Below are 15,667 nucleotides of genomic sequence, written 5' to 3'. Positions count from 1 at the left end.
CCCAAGCTGATCATCGGCGCCATGATGCGAAAGCTTGCCCATGTCGCCTACGGTGTACTGCAATCCGGCAAAACCTTCGATCCAGCACTCCACGGGGCTTGATCGGAATAACAGTATCTACGTTTGCTGAGATGATGTCGCTGTCCTGACCCATCGACTCTCCATGCCAACGAAAACCCTCCTGACCCAGCGTTGCCGGGAGCACGCACATCCCGAATTTGCGATCGAGTTTGATCCCGGGCGATTGCTGGCCGCGGACGCCGAGTGGCTGGCGCAGGTGCTGGAGTCCTGGGTGATCAACGGACGCCGGCTCGCGGCGGGCGAGACGGTGCAGATCGGCTGGTCGTTCCTGCAGTTGAAGCAGCAGGGCGAGGCTCTGGGATTTCTGGAGCCGGAGTTCGGTTCCATGCCCATCAAATGGGTGCCGGGCGTCACTGCAACCTTGGGGCAGCTGCGGCAGCACAAGGACACGGTTGCCAGCGTGCTGCCCGCGGAATCCATGGATATTCCTTCCTTGCGGCAGGGCTGCATCGTCTGCACGCGGGTGCAGGCGTCACAGGGTTTTCTGATGAGCCGTGCGACGCCGGAAGAAGATGACTCCGGCTGGTTCATCGGCTGCCTGGATGAAGACCATGATCACCAGGACATGGATTCGCTGGAGCTGATGTCGCTGTATCAGGCGATAGCGGAGCGTGCGTCCAGGGCATTGCCGTATCTGGGGCTACCTGCGGGCTGCAGCGTGAAGGTGCAGGGGAGCGAGCCCTTGATCCAGGGGCAGGACGGGCCGCTGCCGATCAAGCCGGGCTCGTATCTGGATGCGCTGATGCGTAAGGGTGTTGCACGCACCTGAGCCTGCGGGCGTTGAGGTGCAAGCCCGCTGTGACGTGATTCAGGTGCGCGCAGTCACCCAGGCAAACGTCTCCTTCCACAGCGCTGCCGGCACATCCTCTTCCAGCGTACAGACCAGATCGGCCAGCGAGGTCTCGCGCAGCGAGGCGCGCCAGGCCTGGTCCGCCTTCCACATCACGCGCGCCACCGCGCAGCTCTTGCCGTCTCGCGTGCCGGCCTTGCGGCAGGGGTTGTTCTTGCGGATCTCGGTGCAGACGAAGGTGGACTGGTTGCCCTCGATGGCCTCGACGATATCCAGGAACGTGGTGTCCGCCGGGGCCTTGGCCAGGCGGTAGCCGCCGCTGGGGCCCAGCGTGCTGGTGACGATGCCGGCCTGCGACAGGCTCTGCAGGGCCTTGGACAGGTATTCCTTGGGCAGGCCGTGCAGCTCGGCGAGGTCCTTGGTGGGCAGGTACTTGCCCACGGGCAGGCCCGCCAGGATGGCGCAGCAGTGCAGGGCCCATTCGACCTGGCTTTTGAGGACCATGGTTTCCTTTCATCTCGTTCTATGTAGGGCTATCACCAGCAGGCCCTGCAAAAAGTCCGTTCGTGCTGAGCCTGTCGGAGCGCGGGCGGACTTTTCATGCCTGGGTTGGCCAGTTGCCGCCCACCCTTCGACAGGCTCAGGGCGAACGGCAACTTTATCGGACTTCTGCTCCCTCAAGCGGCCTTGCCCAGCCAAGCCTCGAACCGCGTCGCTCCCAGGATCGGGCCGGTGCCCGGGGTCAGGGACTCGTCGGTCAGCGGGGTGCCGAAGTAGCCGGCCTCCGGGCCGCTGACCACGTGGCGGGTGTCGCCGGTGCTGCGCATGAAGCGGCTCACGAACTGCTCCAGCGGCGCCTTCTCCGGGCCGGCCACTTCCAGCAGGCCGTTGTGCGGGGCTGCCTCCACGAGCTTGGCCAGGGCGGTGGACACGTCCACGGCGGCGACGGGCTGCAGGGCGGCGGAGCTGAGGTGCACGGTGTCACCCACGGTGCCGCCGTAGGCGATGGCGCCGAGGAATTCGTAGAACTGCGTGGCGCGCAGGATCGTGTAGGGGATGCCGGAGGCCTGGATCAGCTGCTCCTGCGCCATCTTGGCCCGGAAGTAGCCGGCGGCCAGCATGCGGTCCGTGCCGACCACGGACAGGGCGATGTAGTGCTTCACCCCGGCGTCCTTCGCCGCGGCCAGCAGGTTGCGGGTGGAGTTCTCGAAGAAGGCCAGCACGGGGGCGTCTTCGAAGGACGGGGAGTCGCTGACGTCCACCACCACCTGGGCGCCCTGCAGGGCGGCGGCCAGGCCTTCACCGGTAACGGCGTTGACGCCGGTGCGGGGCGAGGCGGCGATGGCCTCGTGGCCGGCGGCGCGGAGCTGGCGGGTGAGTTCGGCGCCGATCAGGCCGGTGCCGCCGAGGATGACAATCTTCATGGGGTTCTCTCCAGTTGGGCACCGTGGTGCCGGGTCGTGACTTCAAGGAAGCCAGGCAGGCCCGGCTGTTATTAAGGACAATCTCTATCCTTAAGGATAGATAATATCCTTAATAAAGCCCAAGTCAAGCCCTGTCCGTAACGGGGGCATCCGGGGCCGTTGGACGCTAGCGGGCTGGAGTTCTAGGCTAGGGGCTCCGGGCCGGTGGTCCGGCCCGTCGTTCTTCCCGGGAGGCCAACATGCTGGCAAAGCTCTTTGGCATCGGCCGTTCGGCCCCCGATCCGCGCGCCTTGCTGGTGGAGGCGATGTCGGACATCGCAGGTGAACACCTGGGGCAGAAGGCCGGCGAATACTTCGACTTCCCCGAGCGCTTCGAGCAGGCCTGTGAAGATGCGGGCACGGAAGCGCTGTGGGTGCTGGAAGGCAAGAAGCCCACGCCGGCCGCAAAGGCGCAGGGCATCTTCCAGCAGATGCTGGAGGACACCGGCCATGCCGGCTTCATCGACTGGGCCGACGATGCCGCCAGCATCCTGGACGTGATCCAGGAGCTGCTGCAGAACGCCGGCGCGGAACCTTTGACCCAGGAAGAGACGGGCAGCCTGCTGGCGCTGGCGGAGCAGGCCAGCCGCGGAAAGGCCTTCGCCAAGCTGGACGCTCCGCTAAGGGAGGCGGTCCGCCTGAGGGGCCTGGTGCTGACGTACCTGGACCGGGATGCGGATGCCTACTATCCCATAGTCATCAACCCGGGCGCCCATGAGAAGTGGAGCAAGCAGCGCTTCGATGCGAAGCGCGCCATTCTCTGAGCCTGCGATCAGCACTTGCAACGATGATGCTCCCGCAAGGAGAAACACGGCGGCGCGCGGCCGCCGCGCGCAGTCGGGCTACTCGTCGTCCGACGCTGCCGCGCTGCAATCCGCCGACACCCACTTTCCTTCCTGCTCCATCTTCATGTTGAGCGGGATGCTCTTGCCGCCGGCGATCAGCTTGCCGTCGAACTGCATCTTGGCGCGGTACTGTGTGGGGCTGGTGAAGGTCATCTCCAGGTGGCCCTTGCCGTTCTGCGTGGCGCTGACGCAGTTGTAGTCATAGGCCTGCGCGGTTGGGGTGTTCTTCAGCGTGGTCACCGTGCAGCCCTTGTTGATCTGGCCGCGCCACTGCTCGAAGGAGTTGTCGCTGGCCTTGATGCAGTGCTGGTCGGTTTCGGTCTCGCCGTCGCTGGTGGTCCTGGTTTCCCACAGGCCGGGCTTGGCCGGGCCCGCGAAGGCGGGCAGGGCGGCGGCGCAGAGCAGCAGGAAGGCGGCAGGGCGGATCGTGTTCACGGCATTCACTCCGTTGAATGGAAATCAGGTGGCGCATCTGAGCATGCGTGTCACAAGCCCATGGGAGGACTCGGTCACACAAGAAAGCCTAGTTCAGTGCCGCCGCAGGCGTAACGTGATGCGCTGCGCTCTTTAGGGATATCCCTGACGTTGACAGCCGCGCGTGGAACTATCGCTCCGTCATGCGATCATTGAGACCAATCCACATCTTTCCGTAATGCCTGATACAAGCAGGCATGGAAGACTCCGGGCAACCGGAACATGGCGCCAAGGAGGCTCCACCCCATGACATTTGTCCGAAACTGCGCCCGCCTTTCTGTCCTGGCGGGCGTGGTGATGCTGTCCGCCTGCAACCTGGAAAGATCGGACGAGTACCGCCCTGTCTACGACTGGAGCGAGTTGGCGCAGACGCTGGACAGCGCTGTTGGCGCCGGCAATACACAGGTCAACGGTTACAGCTTCGTGCTCAACGTCGATGGCCGTCGCGAGTTCAGCCGCGCCGGCGGTGACATGACCCTGGACGCTACGATCCCCATCGCCTCCGCCACCAAGGCGCCGGCGGCGGTGGCGCTGCTGACGCTGGAGCGCGAAGGCCTGGTGAGCCTGGACGCGCCGGTGAGCCAGTACCTCGGCGAGGCCATCAGCTGGCCGGTGGCCAAGTCCGGCATCACGCTGCGCATGCTGCTCAACCATACCTCGGGCCTGCCGACGACCTCGCCCTGCCTGGACCAGGTGAACATGATGACGCTGCAGGAGTGCGCGGCGGAGATCGCGGCGGCGCCGCTGGATTTCCTGCCGGGCACGCAGTTCGGCTACAGCGCCGCGGGCTACCAGGTGGCGGGGCTGGTGGCGGAGCGCGTCACCGGCAAGCCCTGGAATACGCTGTTCCGCGAGCGCGTCACCGCACCGCTGGGCATGGACTCCTTCAGCTACGGCGAGGCGAGCAATCCGCGCGTGGCCGGCGGCGCGGTCTCCAACGCCGTGGACTACATCAAGTTCAGCCAGGTGATCCTCGACGGCGGCGCGCCGCTGCTGACGCGCGCGCAGGGCCAGGCCTTGCGGCAGAGCCAGGTCACGGGCCTGCCCGTGTACTTCACGCCGGCATTGCCGGGCGCACGGCTGCTGGGCTACAGCCAGGGCTGGTGGATTTCCTCGCCGGAGAATCATCCTGGCAGTGATGGGCCGGAGATCAGTGACCCGGGCCTGCTCGGCAGCACGCCGTGGATCGACTTTGGCAAGGGCTACACGGCGGTGCTGCTGATCACCGGCACGCCGGACAAGGGCCTGGCGATGTGGACCGCGGCGCGGGAAAAAATCCTGACGGAGTTGAACGGCGAGTAGGCAGGCCCTGGAAAAGTTGCCGTCGCCCTGCAGGGACTGCAACTCCGGCGGCGGCAGATCCGCTTGAAATCCTGCGTGAAATTGCCGGGAACTCTGGCGGAAACCCGCCGTCCAATTCAGGCGAGGAGGAAGTCAGCAGAGAATTGAAAAGACGATTGGATTTTGCAATCGCCCCTGTCAAATCGAAGCGATCAAACCACTTCGCCGGCTGGGAATGACTTAATTCATGACGCCATACGGTGCCGTCATTTCCAGCCTCCATTCTTCAAGCCCAGGCGATCTCAAGTTGCCTGGGGCGGCAGGAAGAGGGAAGCGTTCCGGCCATGCGCGCAATGAGCCGGAACAGGTGACACGGTCACGCATCAGGCAGACCGTGTTGCAGCAGGCGCCGGGGCGGGCTCGTGCCCGCCCCGGCGAACGAAGAAAGGGCGGCCTCACGGCCGCCCTTTTGTTTTGCTGCCTCGATGCGCGATCACGCGGCGCCGATCTCGCAGCGACCGCTCTCGCAGCCTGCCGCCGCAGGCTCGCCGGCCGGCTGGGCGAATACGGCGTCCGCTTCGGCCTCGGCCACCAGCGTGGCGATCTCCGCGCCCAGCACCAAGTCATCCACCTGGCCGAAGTGCTGCTGTCGCAGGCGGCCCTGCGCGTCGATCAGGATCAGCGTGGGCGTGCCGCGCATGCGGTAGGCCTGCATGGTCAGCGGGATCGGCGTGCCCTGGCCTGCGCGATCCACGCCCACCGGAAAGCCGATGCGGTACTCGTGCAGGAAGGCCTTCAGCGATACCGGCGTCATCGCCGCGTGATGCTCGAACACCGTGTGCAGGCCCACCACCGCCACCTTGTCCTGCGGGAAGGTCTGGTGCACGCGCTGCGCCTGCGGCAAGCCGTGCGAGACGCAGCCGGGGCAGAGCATCTGGAAGGCCTCGACCACCACCACCTTGCCGCGCAGCGCCGACAGGCTCAGCGGGGTCGCGGTGTTGAACCATTGGTCCACCTGCCATTCGGGGGCAAGCGGCATGCCGTCGTTCATCTGCCTTCTCCAGTGATTGACGGGATATAAGTTAGGATTCCTAACCATTAAAGTCAATGGCAAAGAGTCATGCCTTGGTATGGGCCAAGGCGGGCAGCGAGCTTGAGGGCGATCAGTAGCGGGCCAGCAGGGACTCGACGTCTGCCCGGATGTACTTCAGCGATTCACGCGAGTTGAGCGCCTGGCCCGGTGCGCCGTTGACCAGCACGGCCAGGGCCACCCAGCCGCCGTCCTGCTTGCGCAGATAGCCGCCGATGCCGAAGACCGCATGCGGCTCGCTCATGGTGCCGGTCTTGAAGGCGGTGCGCGTCAGCCAGGCCTGGCTGCCCTCGCGCATGCGCGTACCGCCGGAATCCGCGGGCACGACCAGGCCGGCGTAGAACGAGGGGAAGGTTCGCGTGCCCAGGTATTGCTCGCGCAGCACGGCGACCAGGTCGCGTGCGGAGAGAGCGTTCTCCGGCGTCAGGCCACTGCCGCTGTATAGCGGCGGGGCGATGACGGCACCGTCGCCGAGCGCCTGGCGCGCGCGCACCACGCGCGCCGACAGTTGCGTGGCGGCCTGCGCCAGCGTCGGTGCCGGGCCGGGGCGCGCTTCCTGCGCCAGCTTCAGCGTCATGACGTCGGCGATGTAGTTGTTGGAGTAGCGCATCATGCGCTCGAGCTGTTCGCGCAGCGGCAGGCCCTGCACGCCGGCCACGCGCCAGGCATTGGCGGGCAATGCTTCCTCGCGCAGGTAGAGGCTGCCGTTCACGCGGATGCCGAGCTCTGCGAGCATCTGCCACAGCAACTGGCCGGTGCCACCGGCGGGGTCCGACATGGAGCGATACACGCGCTGCAGGCTGCCGGGGTCCAGCGTGCCGGAGACCAGGATGCGGTCACCGTCCTTGCCCTGCGCGCGGGCGACGGACAGCGGCGCGCTGTTGCGGGCGCCGCGTGCCTCGACGCGGCCTTCCACGGTGATGGGCAGGGAGACGCCGGAGCAATGGCGAGGCTCCAGGGTGGGGGAGAAATCCACGCACCAGCTGCCGTAGTCCACGCCGATGCCCGACAGCGGCGCGGCATAGGACGAGTCGCTGCGCGTGATGAACTTGCAGCGGTCCGCGGTCTCGCAGGCGGGCCGGCCCAGGGGCTGGGTGCTGATGTTGAGATCACCGCGCACCTCACGCACGCCGGCCTGGCGCAGTTGCGCGGCCAGCAGCCAGAGATCGCGGTGCTCCAGCGTGGGGTCGGCCTGGCTTTGCAGGATCAGCGAGCCTTCGAGCACGCCCTGGTTGAGGTTGCCGGTGGCGTAGAGATCGGTGCCCAGCGTGCGCTCCGGCTCCCAGGCTTCCAGCGCGGCCGCGGCCAGCACGATCTTGGTCAGCGAGGCGGCGTTGAGGCGCTGCTGCGGGTTATGGGCCGCGAGCACGCGGCCGGTCTGCAGGTCCAGTGCGGCGGCGGTGACGCTGGCGCCAGTCTTTTCGAGCTGGCGCAGGTTGGGCCAGTCGTCCTGGGCGGCGGCGGTGAGGGTGACGAGCGAGAGCAGGAGGAGGATCAGGGGGCGCATGGCGGGGTTTTACCATGCGGGCGCACCATCAGACATGTCCCCTCCATTTGCGGAAGAGGGGGAACCTTCAGACTACGGTGCGGTGCGTTACCGCCCTGGAGCCCCCTCTCCCCCAGCCCCTCTCCCGCAAGGGGAGAGGGGAGCAGCAACCTCAGCTTGTCTTCTGCTGCAAGAAGTAAGGATCCAGCTGCTGTCCGTCCGGCGGATTGAAGTAGGTGCGGATGTACGCCACCTTGCCGGCGTCGTCGATGGTGTAGATCTCGATGGAGTCGAGCTCCACCGGGTTGCCCTCGACCTTGCCATGGTTCTTCACGTGCAGCGCGGCCTGGTCGGCGCAGGTCTGCATCAGCACGATCTCGATCTTCCAGTCGTGGCCGTCCTTGAAGGAGTTGGTCCAGCTCTTCTCCAGTCCGTCCTTGCCGATCTTGGGCAGGCCGCTGACCGGGTCCTCCAGGCGGATGCCGTCGGCGAAGTTCGCCATCCAGCGGGCCTTATCCTTGGAATTCCAGGCTTCGAAGTGGTTGCGGATGGCCTGCTCGATCTGGGCCTTGGTGGGTGATCCATCGCGCTGTGGCGATGACTAAATGTCATCGCCTGCGGTGGATCACGGGCGGCCATGGATGGCCGCCCAGGGGATCAATAGGGGAGCAGAGGTCTCGCCATGGATGGCATCACCATTGGAATGGGGCACCAAATCGCGGTGGGCCGGTCCTAAGGCCTGAGAACCCAAGGAGAAGGACATGCGAGGCTCGATCCTGCTGGCGGGGCTGCTGCTCACGGCCTGTACCCGTAGCGATGGCACACCGGTGGCACCGCCCGGTGCGCTGCAGGTGACCGAGGTGGCACGCGGGCTGGAGCATCCCTGGTCGCTGGCCTTCCTGCCTGATGGACGCATGCTGGTGACGGAAAAGCCCGGCCAGCTGCGCCTGGTGGATGCCAAGGGCGCGATCTCGCCACCGCTGGAGGGCCTGCCGCCGGTGGCGGCCGGCGGGCAGGGCGGCCTGCTGGATGTGGTGTTGGACCCGCAGTTCGCGCAGACGCGGCGCCTCTATCTGAGCTACAGCGAGCCGCGTGAAGGCGGCAAGAACGGCACGGCGGTGGCGCACGCGCGCCTGGGCGACAAGGGCCTGGAGCAGTGGCGCGTGATCTTCCGCCAGCAGCCCGCGGTGGACAGCAAGAACCACTTCGGCTCGCGCCTGGTATTCGCCCCGGATGGTGCGCTGTTCGTGACGCTGGGCGAACGCTACAGCGGCATGGAGCAGGCGCAATCCCTGGACGGACACCTGGGCAAGGTGATCCGCATTGATCGCGAGGGCGGCGTGCCGGCGGGCAATCCCTATGCGGGCCGCAAGGACGCCAGGCCGGAGATCTGGTCCTATGGCCACCGCAACCCGCAGGGCGCGGCCATGCATCCGCAGACCGGCCGCCTGTGGACGCACGAGCACGGACCGCGCGGCGGCGACGAGATCAACGTGGTGCAGCCGGGCCGCAACTACGGCTGGCCGGTGATCACCTACGGCACGGATTATTCCGGCCTCAAGATCGGCAAGGGCGAGCAGCAGCGGATCGGCATGGAGCAGCCGCTGCACTACTGGGTGCCGTCGATCGCGCCCAGCGGCATGGCCTTCTACACGGCGGACCGCTTCAAGGCCTGGCAAGGCAATCTCTTCGTCGGCTCGCTGAAGTTCGGCCAGCTGGTGCGGCTGCAGCTGGATGGCGAGAAGGTGAAGCAGGAGGAGCGCTACGATATCAAGGCGCGCGTGCGCGACGTGCGCCAGGGGCCGGACGGCTACCTCTACCTGGTCACCGACGAGAACGAGGGTCGCATCCTGCGGGTGGCTCCGGGCACCTGAGCCGTGCGGCGCTGAGCGCGGGTCCGCGAGCCTTGCCTACAATGGCGTGTCCACGGAACCGTCCGCGCCATGCCCTTCCGCCTGTCCTGCCTGCTGGTCCTGCTGCTCGTCATCGCTGCCTGCGGGCGCGAGGCCCCCGAGACACCGAGCGTGCAGAAGGCGGCGCCCGCAGAGGTGCGGGAGGCGCGGGTCTACACGGAGCAGGCCGGTGATCGGGTGCGTTTCCTGCTCGACAGCCCCAAGGCCTACCCGGTGACGGTCACGGTGCGTGCCCAGCTGAGCCGCATGGAATCCGATCAGCCCCTGCCGCTCACCCGCAGCGTGCGCGATGCACGGGGCCAGGCCCTGTTCGAGCTGCGTCCCGGCACCGGGACGGGAGAGTCCGAGTATCGCTACGAGTCGCGCTGGCAATGCGGCGACGCCAAGGGCGTGCACGACCGCGACCAGGTCTACCTGCTGCCGTTGGCTCCGGGCACCACCTATGAGCTGATCCAGGGTGCCGGCGGCAGCTACAGCCACCAGGACGCTTCCTTCAACGCCTACGACTTCGCCGCCGCGGAGGGCACGGTCGTGCGCGCCGCCCGCGCCGGGGTGGTTTGTGCCATCAAGGCCGATTCCGGTACCGGCGGGCCGGACCGCCGCTATGCCGACGACGCCAACTACGTGGCGGTGGTGCATGCCGACGGCACCGTGGGCTGGTACCTGCACCTGCGCCAGTTCAGCGTGGTGGTGAGCCCCGGCGAGGCAGTGGCCGCAGGTCAGCTGCTGGGCTACTCGGGCAACACGGGCTTCTCCGGTAGGCCGCACCTGCACTTCGAGGTATTCAAGCCGCTGACGGGCTCTACCCGCCGCAGCCTGCCGGTGCGCTTCGCCACCGGCGCCGACGAGCCGCAGACGCTGGAACAGGGCAAGTACTACACGCCTACCGAAGTGCCCTGACCTGGACGCCGGAGAGGCATTTTCTGACGCCGCCGTCAGCGCTACGGCCAATTGCGTTTCAGCGGCACGCCCTTAGACTGCCGCGCTTTCGCCCCTTGCCTGCCTGTACCGATGCCCCTGCACCAGCGTCTGATCCACCGTAGCCGCCGCCTCGCCCGCAGCGCCAGCCACAGCACCGCCAACCTGCGCGACCGCCTGTTGCGCAGCGACGAGCTGGTGCAGGCCGAGCGCACGCCTTTCGAGGTGATCCACCGCGAGGGCATCGCCCAGCTGCGCTATTACCCGCCGCTGGAGCAGGACGAGATCGAGCTGCTGGACCAGCGCGTGCCGGTGCAGCGCGAGGCGCATGCCGTGCCACTGGTGCTGGTGTCGCCGCTGGCGGTCAACATGCTGATCTACGACCTGTTCGAGCAGCGCAGCCTGGTGCGCTACCTGCGCGCGCGCGGCTTCGAGCTTTACCTGGTGGACTGGGGCCGCCCGGATTCGCGGCACGACGAGTTCCGCATCGCCACCTACGTGGCGGAGCTGATGCCGAAGATGCTGGCGCAGGTGCGCGAGCACAGCGGCAGCCAGCGCCTGTCGCTGCATGGCTGGAGCTTCGGTGGCCTGTTCTCCTATGCCTACACTGCGCTGAGCCGCGATCCGGACATCGTCAACCTGGCGCTGATCGGCGCGCCCTGCGATTACCACAACAACGGCATGCTGGGCGTGCAGTACCAGCGCCTGTCCAAGCAGCTGCGCTGGTTGCGCGACCGCACGGGCTTCCGTCCGCACAACACCTCGCCGCGCTGGTGGCGCTCGCCGGGCTGGGCCAACAGCCTGGCCTTCAAGCTGACCAACCCGGTGGCGAGCCTGCAGGGCTACTTCGAGCTGCTGCGCAACCTGCATGATCGCGAGTTCGTCAGCGACCACGCCACCAACGGCGCCTTCCTCGACGGCATGGTGGCCTACCCGGGCGGCGTGATGCAGGACATCGTGCAGTACCTCTGGGCCGACAACGTGCTGGCCAAGGGCCGCCTGCCGATCAAGCGCTGCGAGGCCGAGCTGCGCGACATCGACGCCAACCTGCTGCTGGTGGCGGGCACCGAGGACGTGATCGTCACCACCGGCTGCACGCACCCGATCCTCGAGCACGCGCGCAGCCCGGACAAGACGCTGATCGAAGTGCCGGGCGGGCACATGGGGATCCTCGGCGGCAGCAAGGCGCCGGTGAATATCTGGCCGCAGGTGGCGGACTGGCTGGCGGCGCGGTCGACGTAGCGTTCCTTTTCTCCTCTCTCCCCTCGCGGGAGAGAGGTTGGGAGAGAGGGGGAGGCTCGCCATAGAGAGCCCCCTCTCCCGGCCCTCTCGGGCCACCCTCTCCCGCAAGGGGAGAGGGTAAGAGCAAGCCTCACGCCTCCAGCAACATCCCCTCCGGCGCCGGCTCCGCCGTGCGCTCGCCCACCGTCGCTTCCACCGCCATGCCGTGCGCCATGACGTTGTCGATCTGGTCCGGGAAGCGCGGCGGCAGGGCTAGCGCGTTCTCCTCGGTGAAGGTCACCATCTGGTAGCCCAGCACGTCCGGCGAATCCGGCGTGAGCTTGTCCTGCCACCACCATTCGAAGATCGCACGCTCGGGCTTGAGGCTGACGAGTCCGTAGCCGTGGTCCACCCACTCGATGAAGCGGCAGTTGTTGTTGCCCACCAGCAGCGCCAGTTCCAGCAGGCGCGCGGCGGTGACGTTGACGGCGGGGTTGCTGCCGGAGCCCAGGGCGTTGGCGATCAGCTCGTCGGCGCCGCCGCGGCCCATGGAGCTGGGGGCGAATTCCACGCCTACCGAATCCGCACGCAGGTTGATGCCCGGCAGGTTGCCGGTGAGGGCGCGGCCCCAGCCGGCCAGCAGGTTCTCCGGCGTGGAGCCGCTGCGCAGGTTCGGCGCGGCCAGGCCCAGGCCGGGTGGCAGCAGCGTGCTGGTCTCCACCAGGTCCGAGGCCCAGTTGCCGTGCACGTCGCCGGAGACGAAGACGTTGTTGCGCACGCGCGTCTCTGCCGGATTGGCACCGCGCAGGTAGCCGAACAGCGCGGCGCGCTCGGCGGTGTAGTCGGTCCAGCGCGAGATGCCGAGCTTGGGCAGCGGCACGCCCTCCACCACGTCAGGCGTGTCGGCAGGGGCGATCCAGGTCTGGTTGTTGATCAGGCGCCAGGTCACGCCGCGCTGCGCGGAGGCCAGCATCTCGCCGGTGAACCACTCGAACTGGCGTCGCCCGAACAGGCTCGGCTCGCCCTCCGGCAGGTGCGAGGCGTCCATCTCCAGGCCATAGCCGGGCAGGCCGATCTGCGTGTCCACACCGTAGATGTCCAGCAACGGACCGTAGGGCAATGCGCGATAGACGAGCTTTGCCTCCGGCGGCTCGGGATAGCTGCCGTCTTCCACCAGCAGGAAGCGGCCGCTGCCGTCGGCCAGCACCGGGCGCGAGGGCGTCCACTCCCAGAAGGCGCGTGTGGTGTCGGCCAGCGTGGCGGTGGAGGTGCTGCCGTCGATGTCGGTAGGCAGCTCGTTGCCGAAGCCGTCGTCGATATCGTGGTTGTCCCAGACGATGAACCAGGGGTGCTGCTGATGCGCGCGCAGCAGGTGCGGCTCGCTGCGCCACAGCGCATAGCGGCGGCGGATCTCGGCGAGGTTGAGCCAGTCGCGGTAATCCACGTCGGCGGTATCGGCACGGCCGCGGCGGGCGCGCACGGTCTCGTCCTCGTCGACGAAGTCGTAGATGTAGTCGCCGCAGTGGATCACCAGGTCCAGGTCGTTGCGCGCGGCCAGGTGGCCCAGGCCGCTCCAGTAGCTGGACCAGTAGCTGGAGCAGGCCAGCACGGCCACGCGGACCTCGCTGACCATGTCCGCCGGCGCGGTGCGCGTGCGGCCGGTGATGGAATGCGCGCCCAGTGCCTCGAAGCGGTAGTAGTAGGTGGTGGCGGGCTCAAGCCCGGTCACGTCCACCTTCACGGTCCAGTCGCGTGCGGCGATGGCGGCCTGCGTGCCGCTGCGCAGCACATTGCGCATCTGCGGGTCGCTGGCGATGCGCCAGGTCACGGGCACGCCGCCGCTGCGTGGCGTCACCTCGGTAATGCGCGTCCACAGGATCACGCGGTCGGACAGCGGATCGCCGCTGGCCACGCCGTGCGCGAAGGGCAGCAGGCTGCCGGTGGGGAAGTCGAAGTCCGCCGGCGGCACGGTGCCCGGCGTCAGCTCGCCACCGCTGCCGTTGCCCATCGGATCGCTGTCGCCGCAGCCGGCCAGGCTGGTGGCCCCCAGGCCCAGGCCGGCGGTGCCGGCCTGCTTCAGGAATTCGCGTCTGGTCCCCATACCTCTCCCCGGAGTTTTTTCTTCGTGGGCGTATACCAGACGCCGCTTGCACGCGTATAACATCGCCCGCCTATAGATTGAGATTTCCCATGTCCGAACTGCTGCTGTCGCCCGCCGAAGCCCGCGTGCTGGCCTCCCTGGTGGAGAAGTCCGTCACCACGCCGCAGTACTACCCCATGACCGTCAACGCGATCATGCTGGCCGGCAACCAGAAGAGCTCGCGCAGCCCGGTGATGAGCCTCAGCGAGGGCGATGTCGGCAATGCGCTGAACCGCCTGGAGGAGCTCAAGCTGGTGGCGCGCGACAGCTTCAGCGCCCGCGCCCAGAAGTACCGCCACCAGTTCAGCCCGCAACTGCTGCTCAAGCCCCAGACCGCCGCGATCCTGGCCACGCTGATGCTGCGCGGCCCGCAGACGCTGGCGGAGCTGCGCGCCAATGCCTCCGGCCTGGGCGGGCCGACCGAGGGCGAAGCCCTGGCGGCGGCGCTGAACGACCTGGCCGACCGTGCCCAGCCGCTGGTGGTCCTGCTGCCGCGCGCGGCGGGCCAGAAGGAGGCGCGCTATGCACACACTTTGTGCGGCGATGCCGGCGGCACCGAGTGGGCGGAGCCGGAAGTCCCGGTGGCCCGGCCGGATGCCGGTGTCCTGGCGGCGCTGGAAGCCCGGGTCCAGGCCCTGGAAGCCCGACTGGCGGAGCTGGAAGAGTTGATCAAGTAGGCTCCGCCGGGTTCCCGGCGTCTGTAATCCTTTTACCTACAAAGACTTGAGGCGATTTCCCGGCGGGAATCGGACGATCGTCCAGTTTGTGCACGCTTTTTGCGACGTACGTCACAGGGCCCAAGCCGGGCCCCCGTACAGGAAGACAGTCATGAACCCCGAAACGATCTACGTGAAGACGGAGAAAGGACGGGAGGAGATCCGTAGCAGGGCCGCCGGATTGTCACAGGCGCTCCGCATCCTGCTGATTGCGACCGACGGCGAAAAGCCGATCGCCAAGCTGGCCCGCCTGCATCCGGCCGGCGCCGGCGCCCTGGACCTGATGGCGGAACTGGAGGCCTTCGGCTTCGTCGAACCGCTGACGGCCGGCATGGCCCAGCCGAAGCCGGTCAGGCGTCCGACGATGGCGGCTCCGTCGACGGCTTCTGCTTTTGGACTGCCGGAGACGCAGAAGTACGTGATGTCGCTGCGCTAGGGGCAGCGGGCTTTGTGGCCTTGGCAGCGCGCTTGTCGCGCAGCCAGACGTCATTGTTGCCTCGGCGTTCCAAGTCGAACAGGCCGCTGGCCTCGATCAGGTCGCCGAGGTAACGGTACCCATAATTGCGGGGGTCGAACGAGCCCTGGTTCTTGAGCACGCTGCCGGCCCTGCCCTGGTGGGCCCAGCCGTCATCACCGGCCGCTGCCTCCACGGCATTGCGCAGCAGCGCCACCAGCTTGTTGTCCTGCCGCAGCTGGGTGGTGTTCTTCTTCGCCGGCACCGCCTTGGGTGCATCGGCATCCGCGACATTGCTGTCCTCGCCCAGGTTCTCCAGATAGAGGAACTTCGAGCAGGCCGCCACGAAAGGCTCCGGCGTCTTCTTCTCGCCGAATCCGTAGACCTCCAGCCCGCGCTCACGGATGCGCATCACCAGCGGCGTGAAATCGCAGTCGGAAGACACGATGGCGAAGGCCTGCAGCTGGCTGGTGTAGAGCAGGTCCATGGCGTCGATCACGATCGACACGTCCGTGGCGTTCTTGCCCTTGGTGAGGTCGAACTGCTGCACCGGGCGGATGGCGTATTCGTGCAACTGGTCGGCCCACTTCTTGAGGCCGGGCTTGGTCCAGTTGCCGTAGGCGCGGCGGATGTTGGCCACGCCGTACTTGGCCAGCTCGGCCAGGATCACGTCGATCTTGGCGGCCGGCGCATTGTCGGCGTCGATCAAAAGGGCAATGCGGGCGGGGTTCTCGGCCACGGTCGGTCTCCGGCGTCGGCACCCATGATCGCACGCCTTGGCAAGGCCCATGCTTG

Annotated in this window: 16 protein-coding genes and 2 pseudogenes; 9 read left to right on the top strand and 9 right to left on the bottom strand. The window is 67.3% G+C overall.

The window, feature by feature from the left end; translation table 11 throughout:
- Positions 1-102 (top strand): annotated as a pseudogene (locus QT386_RS23405) (IS110 family transposase); the annotation flags it as partial.
- Positions 103-163: 61 nt separating this feature from the next.
- Positions 164-850 carry a hypothetical protein gene (locus QT386_RS10515; RefSeq protein ID WP_289273712.1) on the top strand — a complete coding sequence of 229 codons (687 nt, stop codon included), beginning with the start codon at positions 164-166 and terminating at the stop codon, positions 848-850.
- Positions 851-889: 39 nt separating this feature from the next.
- Here QT386_RS10515 and QT386_RS10510 read toward each other — a convergent pair whose 3' ends face one another.
- Complete coding sequence (locus tag QT386_RS10510) at positions 890-1,375, bottom strand: Rrf2 family transcriptional regulator (protein WP_289273711.1); 486 nt, start codon at positions 1,373-1,375, stop codon at positions 890-892.
- A 173-nt stretch (positions 1,376-1,548) separates the two neighbouring features.
- A complete protein-coding gene (locus tag QT386_RS10505; RefSeq protein WP_289273710.1) occupies positions 1,549-2,295 on the bottom strand; it encodes an SDR family oxidoreductase in 747 nt (248 codons plus the stop codon).
- Positions 2,296-2,534: 239 nt separating this feature from the next.
- Here QT386_RS10505 and QT386_RS10500 point away from each other — a divergent pair, with 239 nt between their 5' ends.
- Positions 2,535-3,098 (top strand): hypothetical protein, encoded by a 564-nt coding sequence (locus tag QT386_RS10500; protein WP_289273709.1) that lies wholly within the window; start codon positions 2,535-2,537, stop codon positions 3,096-3,098.
- Between the two features lie 78 nt (positions 3,099-3,176).
- On the opposite strand, the gene QT386_RS10495 is transcribed toward QT386_RS10500, so the two are convergent.
- The gene (locus QT386_RS10495) at positions 3,177-3,614 is read right to left on the bottom strand and encodes a DUF3617 family protein (protein WP_289273708.1); all 438 of its coding nucleotides are present in this window, start codon (positions 3,612-3,614) and stop codon (positions 3,177-3,179) included.
- Positions 3,615-3,899: 285 nt separating this feature from the next.
- On the opposite strand from QT386_RS10495, the gene QT386_RS10490 reads away from it, so the two are divergent.
- The gene (locus tag QT386_RS10490) at positions 3,900-4,955 is read left to right on the top strand and encodes a serine hydrolase (RefSeq protein WP_289273707.1); all 1,056 of its coding nucleotides are present in this window, start codon (positions 3,900-3,902) and stop codon (positions 4,953-4,955) included.
- 472 nt (positions 4,956-5,427) lie between these two features.
- Here QT386_RS10490 and QT386_RS10485 read toward each other — a convergent pair whose 3' ends face one another.
- The 4 genes and pseudogenes from QT386_RS10485 to QT386_RS10475 all read right to left on the bottom strand — a co-directional run.
- Positions 5,428-5,985, bottom strand: coding sequence for a redoxin domain-containing protein (locus QT386_RS10485; protein WP_289273706.1), 558 nt, complete (start codon positions 5,983-5,985; stop codon positions 5,428-5,430).
- 112 nt (positions 5,986-6,097) lie between these two features.
- On the bottom strand, positions 6,098-7,531 hold the full coding sequence (dacB, locus tag QT386_RS10480; protein ID WP_289273705.1) for a D-alanyl-D-alanine carboxypeptidase/D-alanyl-D-alanine-endopeptidase: 1,434 nt from the start codon (positions 7,529-7,531) through the stop codon (positions 6,098-6,100).
- The gene (locus QT386_RS23400; RefSeq protein WP_367401423.1) at positions 7,519-7,869 is read right to left on the bottom strand and encodes a hypothetical protein; all 351 of its coding nucleotides are present in this window, start codon (positions 7,867-7,869) and stop codon (positions 7,519-7,521) included. Before QT386_RS23400 ends, dacB begins: the two co-directional genes overlap by 13 nt.
- Positions 7,767-8,060, bottom strand: a pseudogene (locus QT386_RS10475) (nuclear transport factor 2 family protein); the annotation flags it as partial. The gene QT386_RS23400 and the pseudogene QT386_RS10475, both read right to left, overlap by 103 nt.
- Positions 8,061-8,271: 211 nt before the next feature.
- Here QT386_RS10475 and QT386_RS10470 point away from each other — a divergent pair.
- From QT386_RS10470 to QT386_RS10460, 3 genes are all read left to right on the top strand, one after another.
- Positions 8,272-9,384: a PQQ-dependent sugar dehydrogenase gene (locus QT386_RS10470; protein ID WP_289273704.1), complete on the top strand. Its 1,113-nt coding sequence runs from the start codon at positions 8,272-8,274 to the stop codon at positions 9,382-9,384.
- A 69-nt stretch (positions 9,385-9,453) separates the two neighbouring features.
- Positions 9,454-10,323, top strand: coding sequence for a M23 family metallopeptidase (locus QT386_RS10465; protein ID WP_289273703.1), 870 nt, complete (start codon positions 9,454-9,456; stop codon positions 10,321-10,323).
- A gap of 111 nt (positions 10,324-10,434) precedes the next feature.
- Positions 10,435-11,583, top strand: a complete 1,149-nt coding sequence (locus tag QT386_RS10460) for an alpha/beta fold hydrolase (RefSeq protein WP_289273702.1) — start codon at positions 10,435-10,437, stop codon at positions 11,581-11,583.
- Between the two features lie 130 nt (positions 11,584-11,713).
- Here the strand turns inward: QT386_RS10460 and QT386_RS10455 are convergent, their stop codons facing one another.
- A complete protein-coding gene (locus QT386_RS10455) occupies positions 11,714-13,663 on the bottom strand; it encodes an alkaline phosphatase (protein ID WP_289273701.1) in 1,950 nt (649 codons plus the stop codon).
- A gap of 89 nt (positions 13,664-13,752) precedes the next feature.
- On the opposite strand from QT386_RS10455, the gene QT386_RS10450 reads away from it, so the two are divergent.
- Positions 13,753-14,379: a YceH family protein gene (locus QT386_RS10450; protein ID WP_289273700.1), complete on the top strand. Its 627-nt coding sequence runs from the start codon at positions 13,753-13,755 to the stop codon at positions 14,377-14,379.
- 151 nt (positions 14,380-14,530) lie between these two features.
- Positions 14,531-14,854 (top strand): hypothetical protein, encoded by a 324-nt coding sequence (locus tag QT386_RS10445; protein ID WP_289273699.1) that lies wholly within the window; start codon positions 14,531-14,533, stop codon positions 14,852-14,854.
- Here QT386_RS10445 and QT386_RS10440 read toward each other — a convergent pair.
- Positions 14,769-15,662 carry an NYN domain-containing protein gene (locus QT386_RS10440; protein ID WP_367401418.1) on the bottom strand — a complete coding sequence of 298 codons (894 nt, stop codon included), beginning with the start codon at positions 15,660-15,662 and terminating at the stop codon, positions 14,769-14,771. The genes QT386_RS10445 and QT386_RS10440 overlap by 86 nt on opposite strands.
- Between the last annotated feature and the right edge of the window lie 5 nt (positions 15,663-15,667).

The sequence above is a fragment of the Solimonas sp. SE-A11 genome (assembly GCF_030345715.1).
Taxonomy (GTDB): domain Bacteria; phylum Pseudomonadota; class Gammaproteobacteria; order Nevskiales; family Nevskiaceae; genus Solimonas_A.
This window is presented reverse-complemented; position numbering and strand designations above follow the sequence as displayed.

Coding starts and splice junctions, on each gene's coding strand:
- QT386_RS10470 (WP_289273704.1), top strand. CDS start 8,272: ATGCGAGGCTCGATCCTGCTGGCGGGGCTGCTGCTCACGGCCTGTACC.
- QT386_RS10505 (WP_289273710.1), bottom strand. CDS start 2,295: ATGAAGATTGTCATCCTCGGCGGCACCGGCCTGATCGGCGCCGAACTC.
- QT386_RS10485 (WP_289273706.1), bottom strand. CDS start 5,985: ATGAACGACGGCATGCCGCTTGCCCCCGAATGGCAGGTGGACCAATGG.
- QT386_RS10460 (WP_289273702.1), top strand. CDS start 10,435: ATGCCCCTGCACCAGCGTCTGATCCACCGTAGCCGCCGCCTCGCCCGC.
- QT386_RS10510 (WP_289273711.1), bottom strand. CDS start 1,375: ATGGTCCTCAAAAGCCAGGTCGAATGGGCCCTGCACTGCTGCGCCATC.
- QT386_RS10490 (WP_289273707.1), top strand. CDS start 3,900: ATGACATTTGTCCGAAACTGCGCCCGCCTTTCTGTCCTGGCGGGCGTG.
- QT386_RS10455 (WP_289273701.1), bottom strand. CDS start 13,663: ATGGGGACCAGACGCGAATTCCTGAAGCAGGCCGGCACCGCCGGCCTG.
- dacB (WP_289273705.1), bottom strand. CDS start 7,531: ATGCGCCCCCTGATCCTCCTCCTGCTCTCGCTCGTCACCCTCACCGCC.
- QT386_RS10515 (WP_289273712.1), top strand. CDS start 164: ATGCCAACGAAAACCCTCCTGACCCAGCGTTGCCGGGAGCACGCACAT.
- QT386_RS10450 (WP_289273700.1), top strand. CDS start 13,753: ATGTCCGAACTGCTGCTGTCGCCCGCCGAAGCCCGCGTGCTGGCCTCC.
- QT386_RS10440 (WP_367401418.1), bottom strand. CDS start 15,662: ATGGGCCTTGCCAAGGCGTGCGATCATGGGTGCCGACGCCGGAGACCG.
- QT386_RS10500 (WP_289273709.1), top strand. CDS start 2,535: ATGCTGGCAAAGCTCTTTGGCATCGGCCGTTCGGCCCCCGATCCGCGC.
- QT386_RS10445 (WP_289273699.1), top strand. CDS start 14,531: ATGAACCCCGAAACGATCTACGTGAAGACGGAGAAAGGACGGGAGGAG.
- QT386_RS10465 (WP_289273703.1), top strand. CDS start 9,454: ATGCCCTTCCGCCTGTCCTGCCTGCTGGTCCTGCTGCTCGTCATCGCT.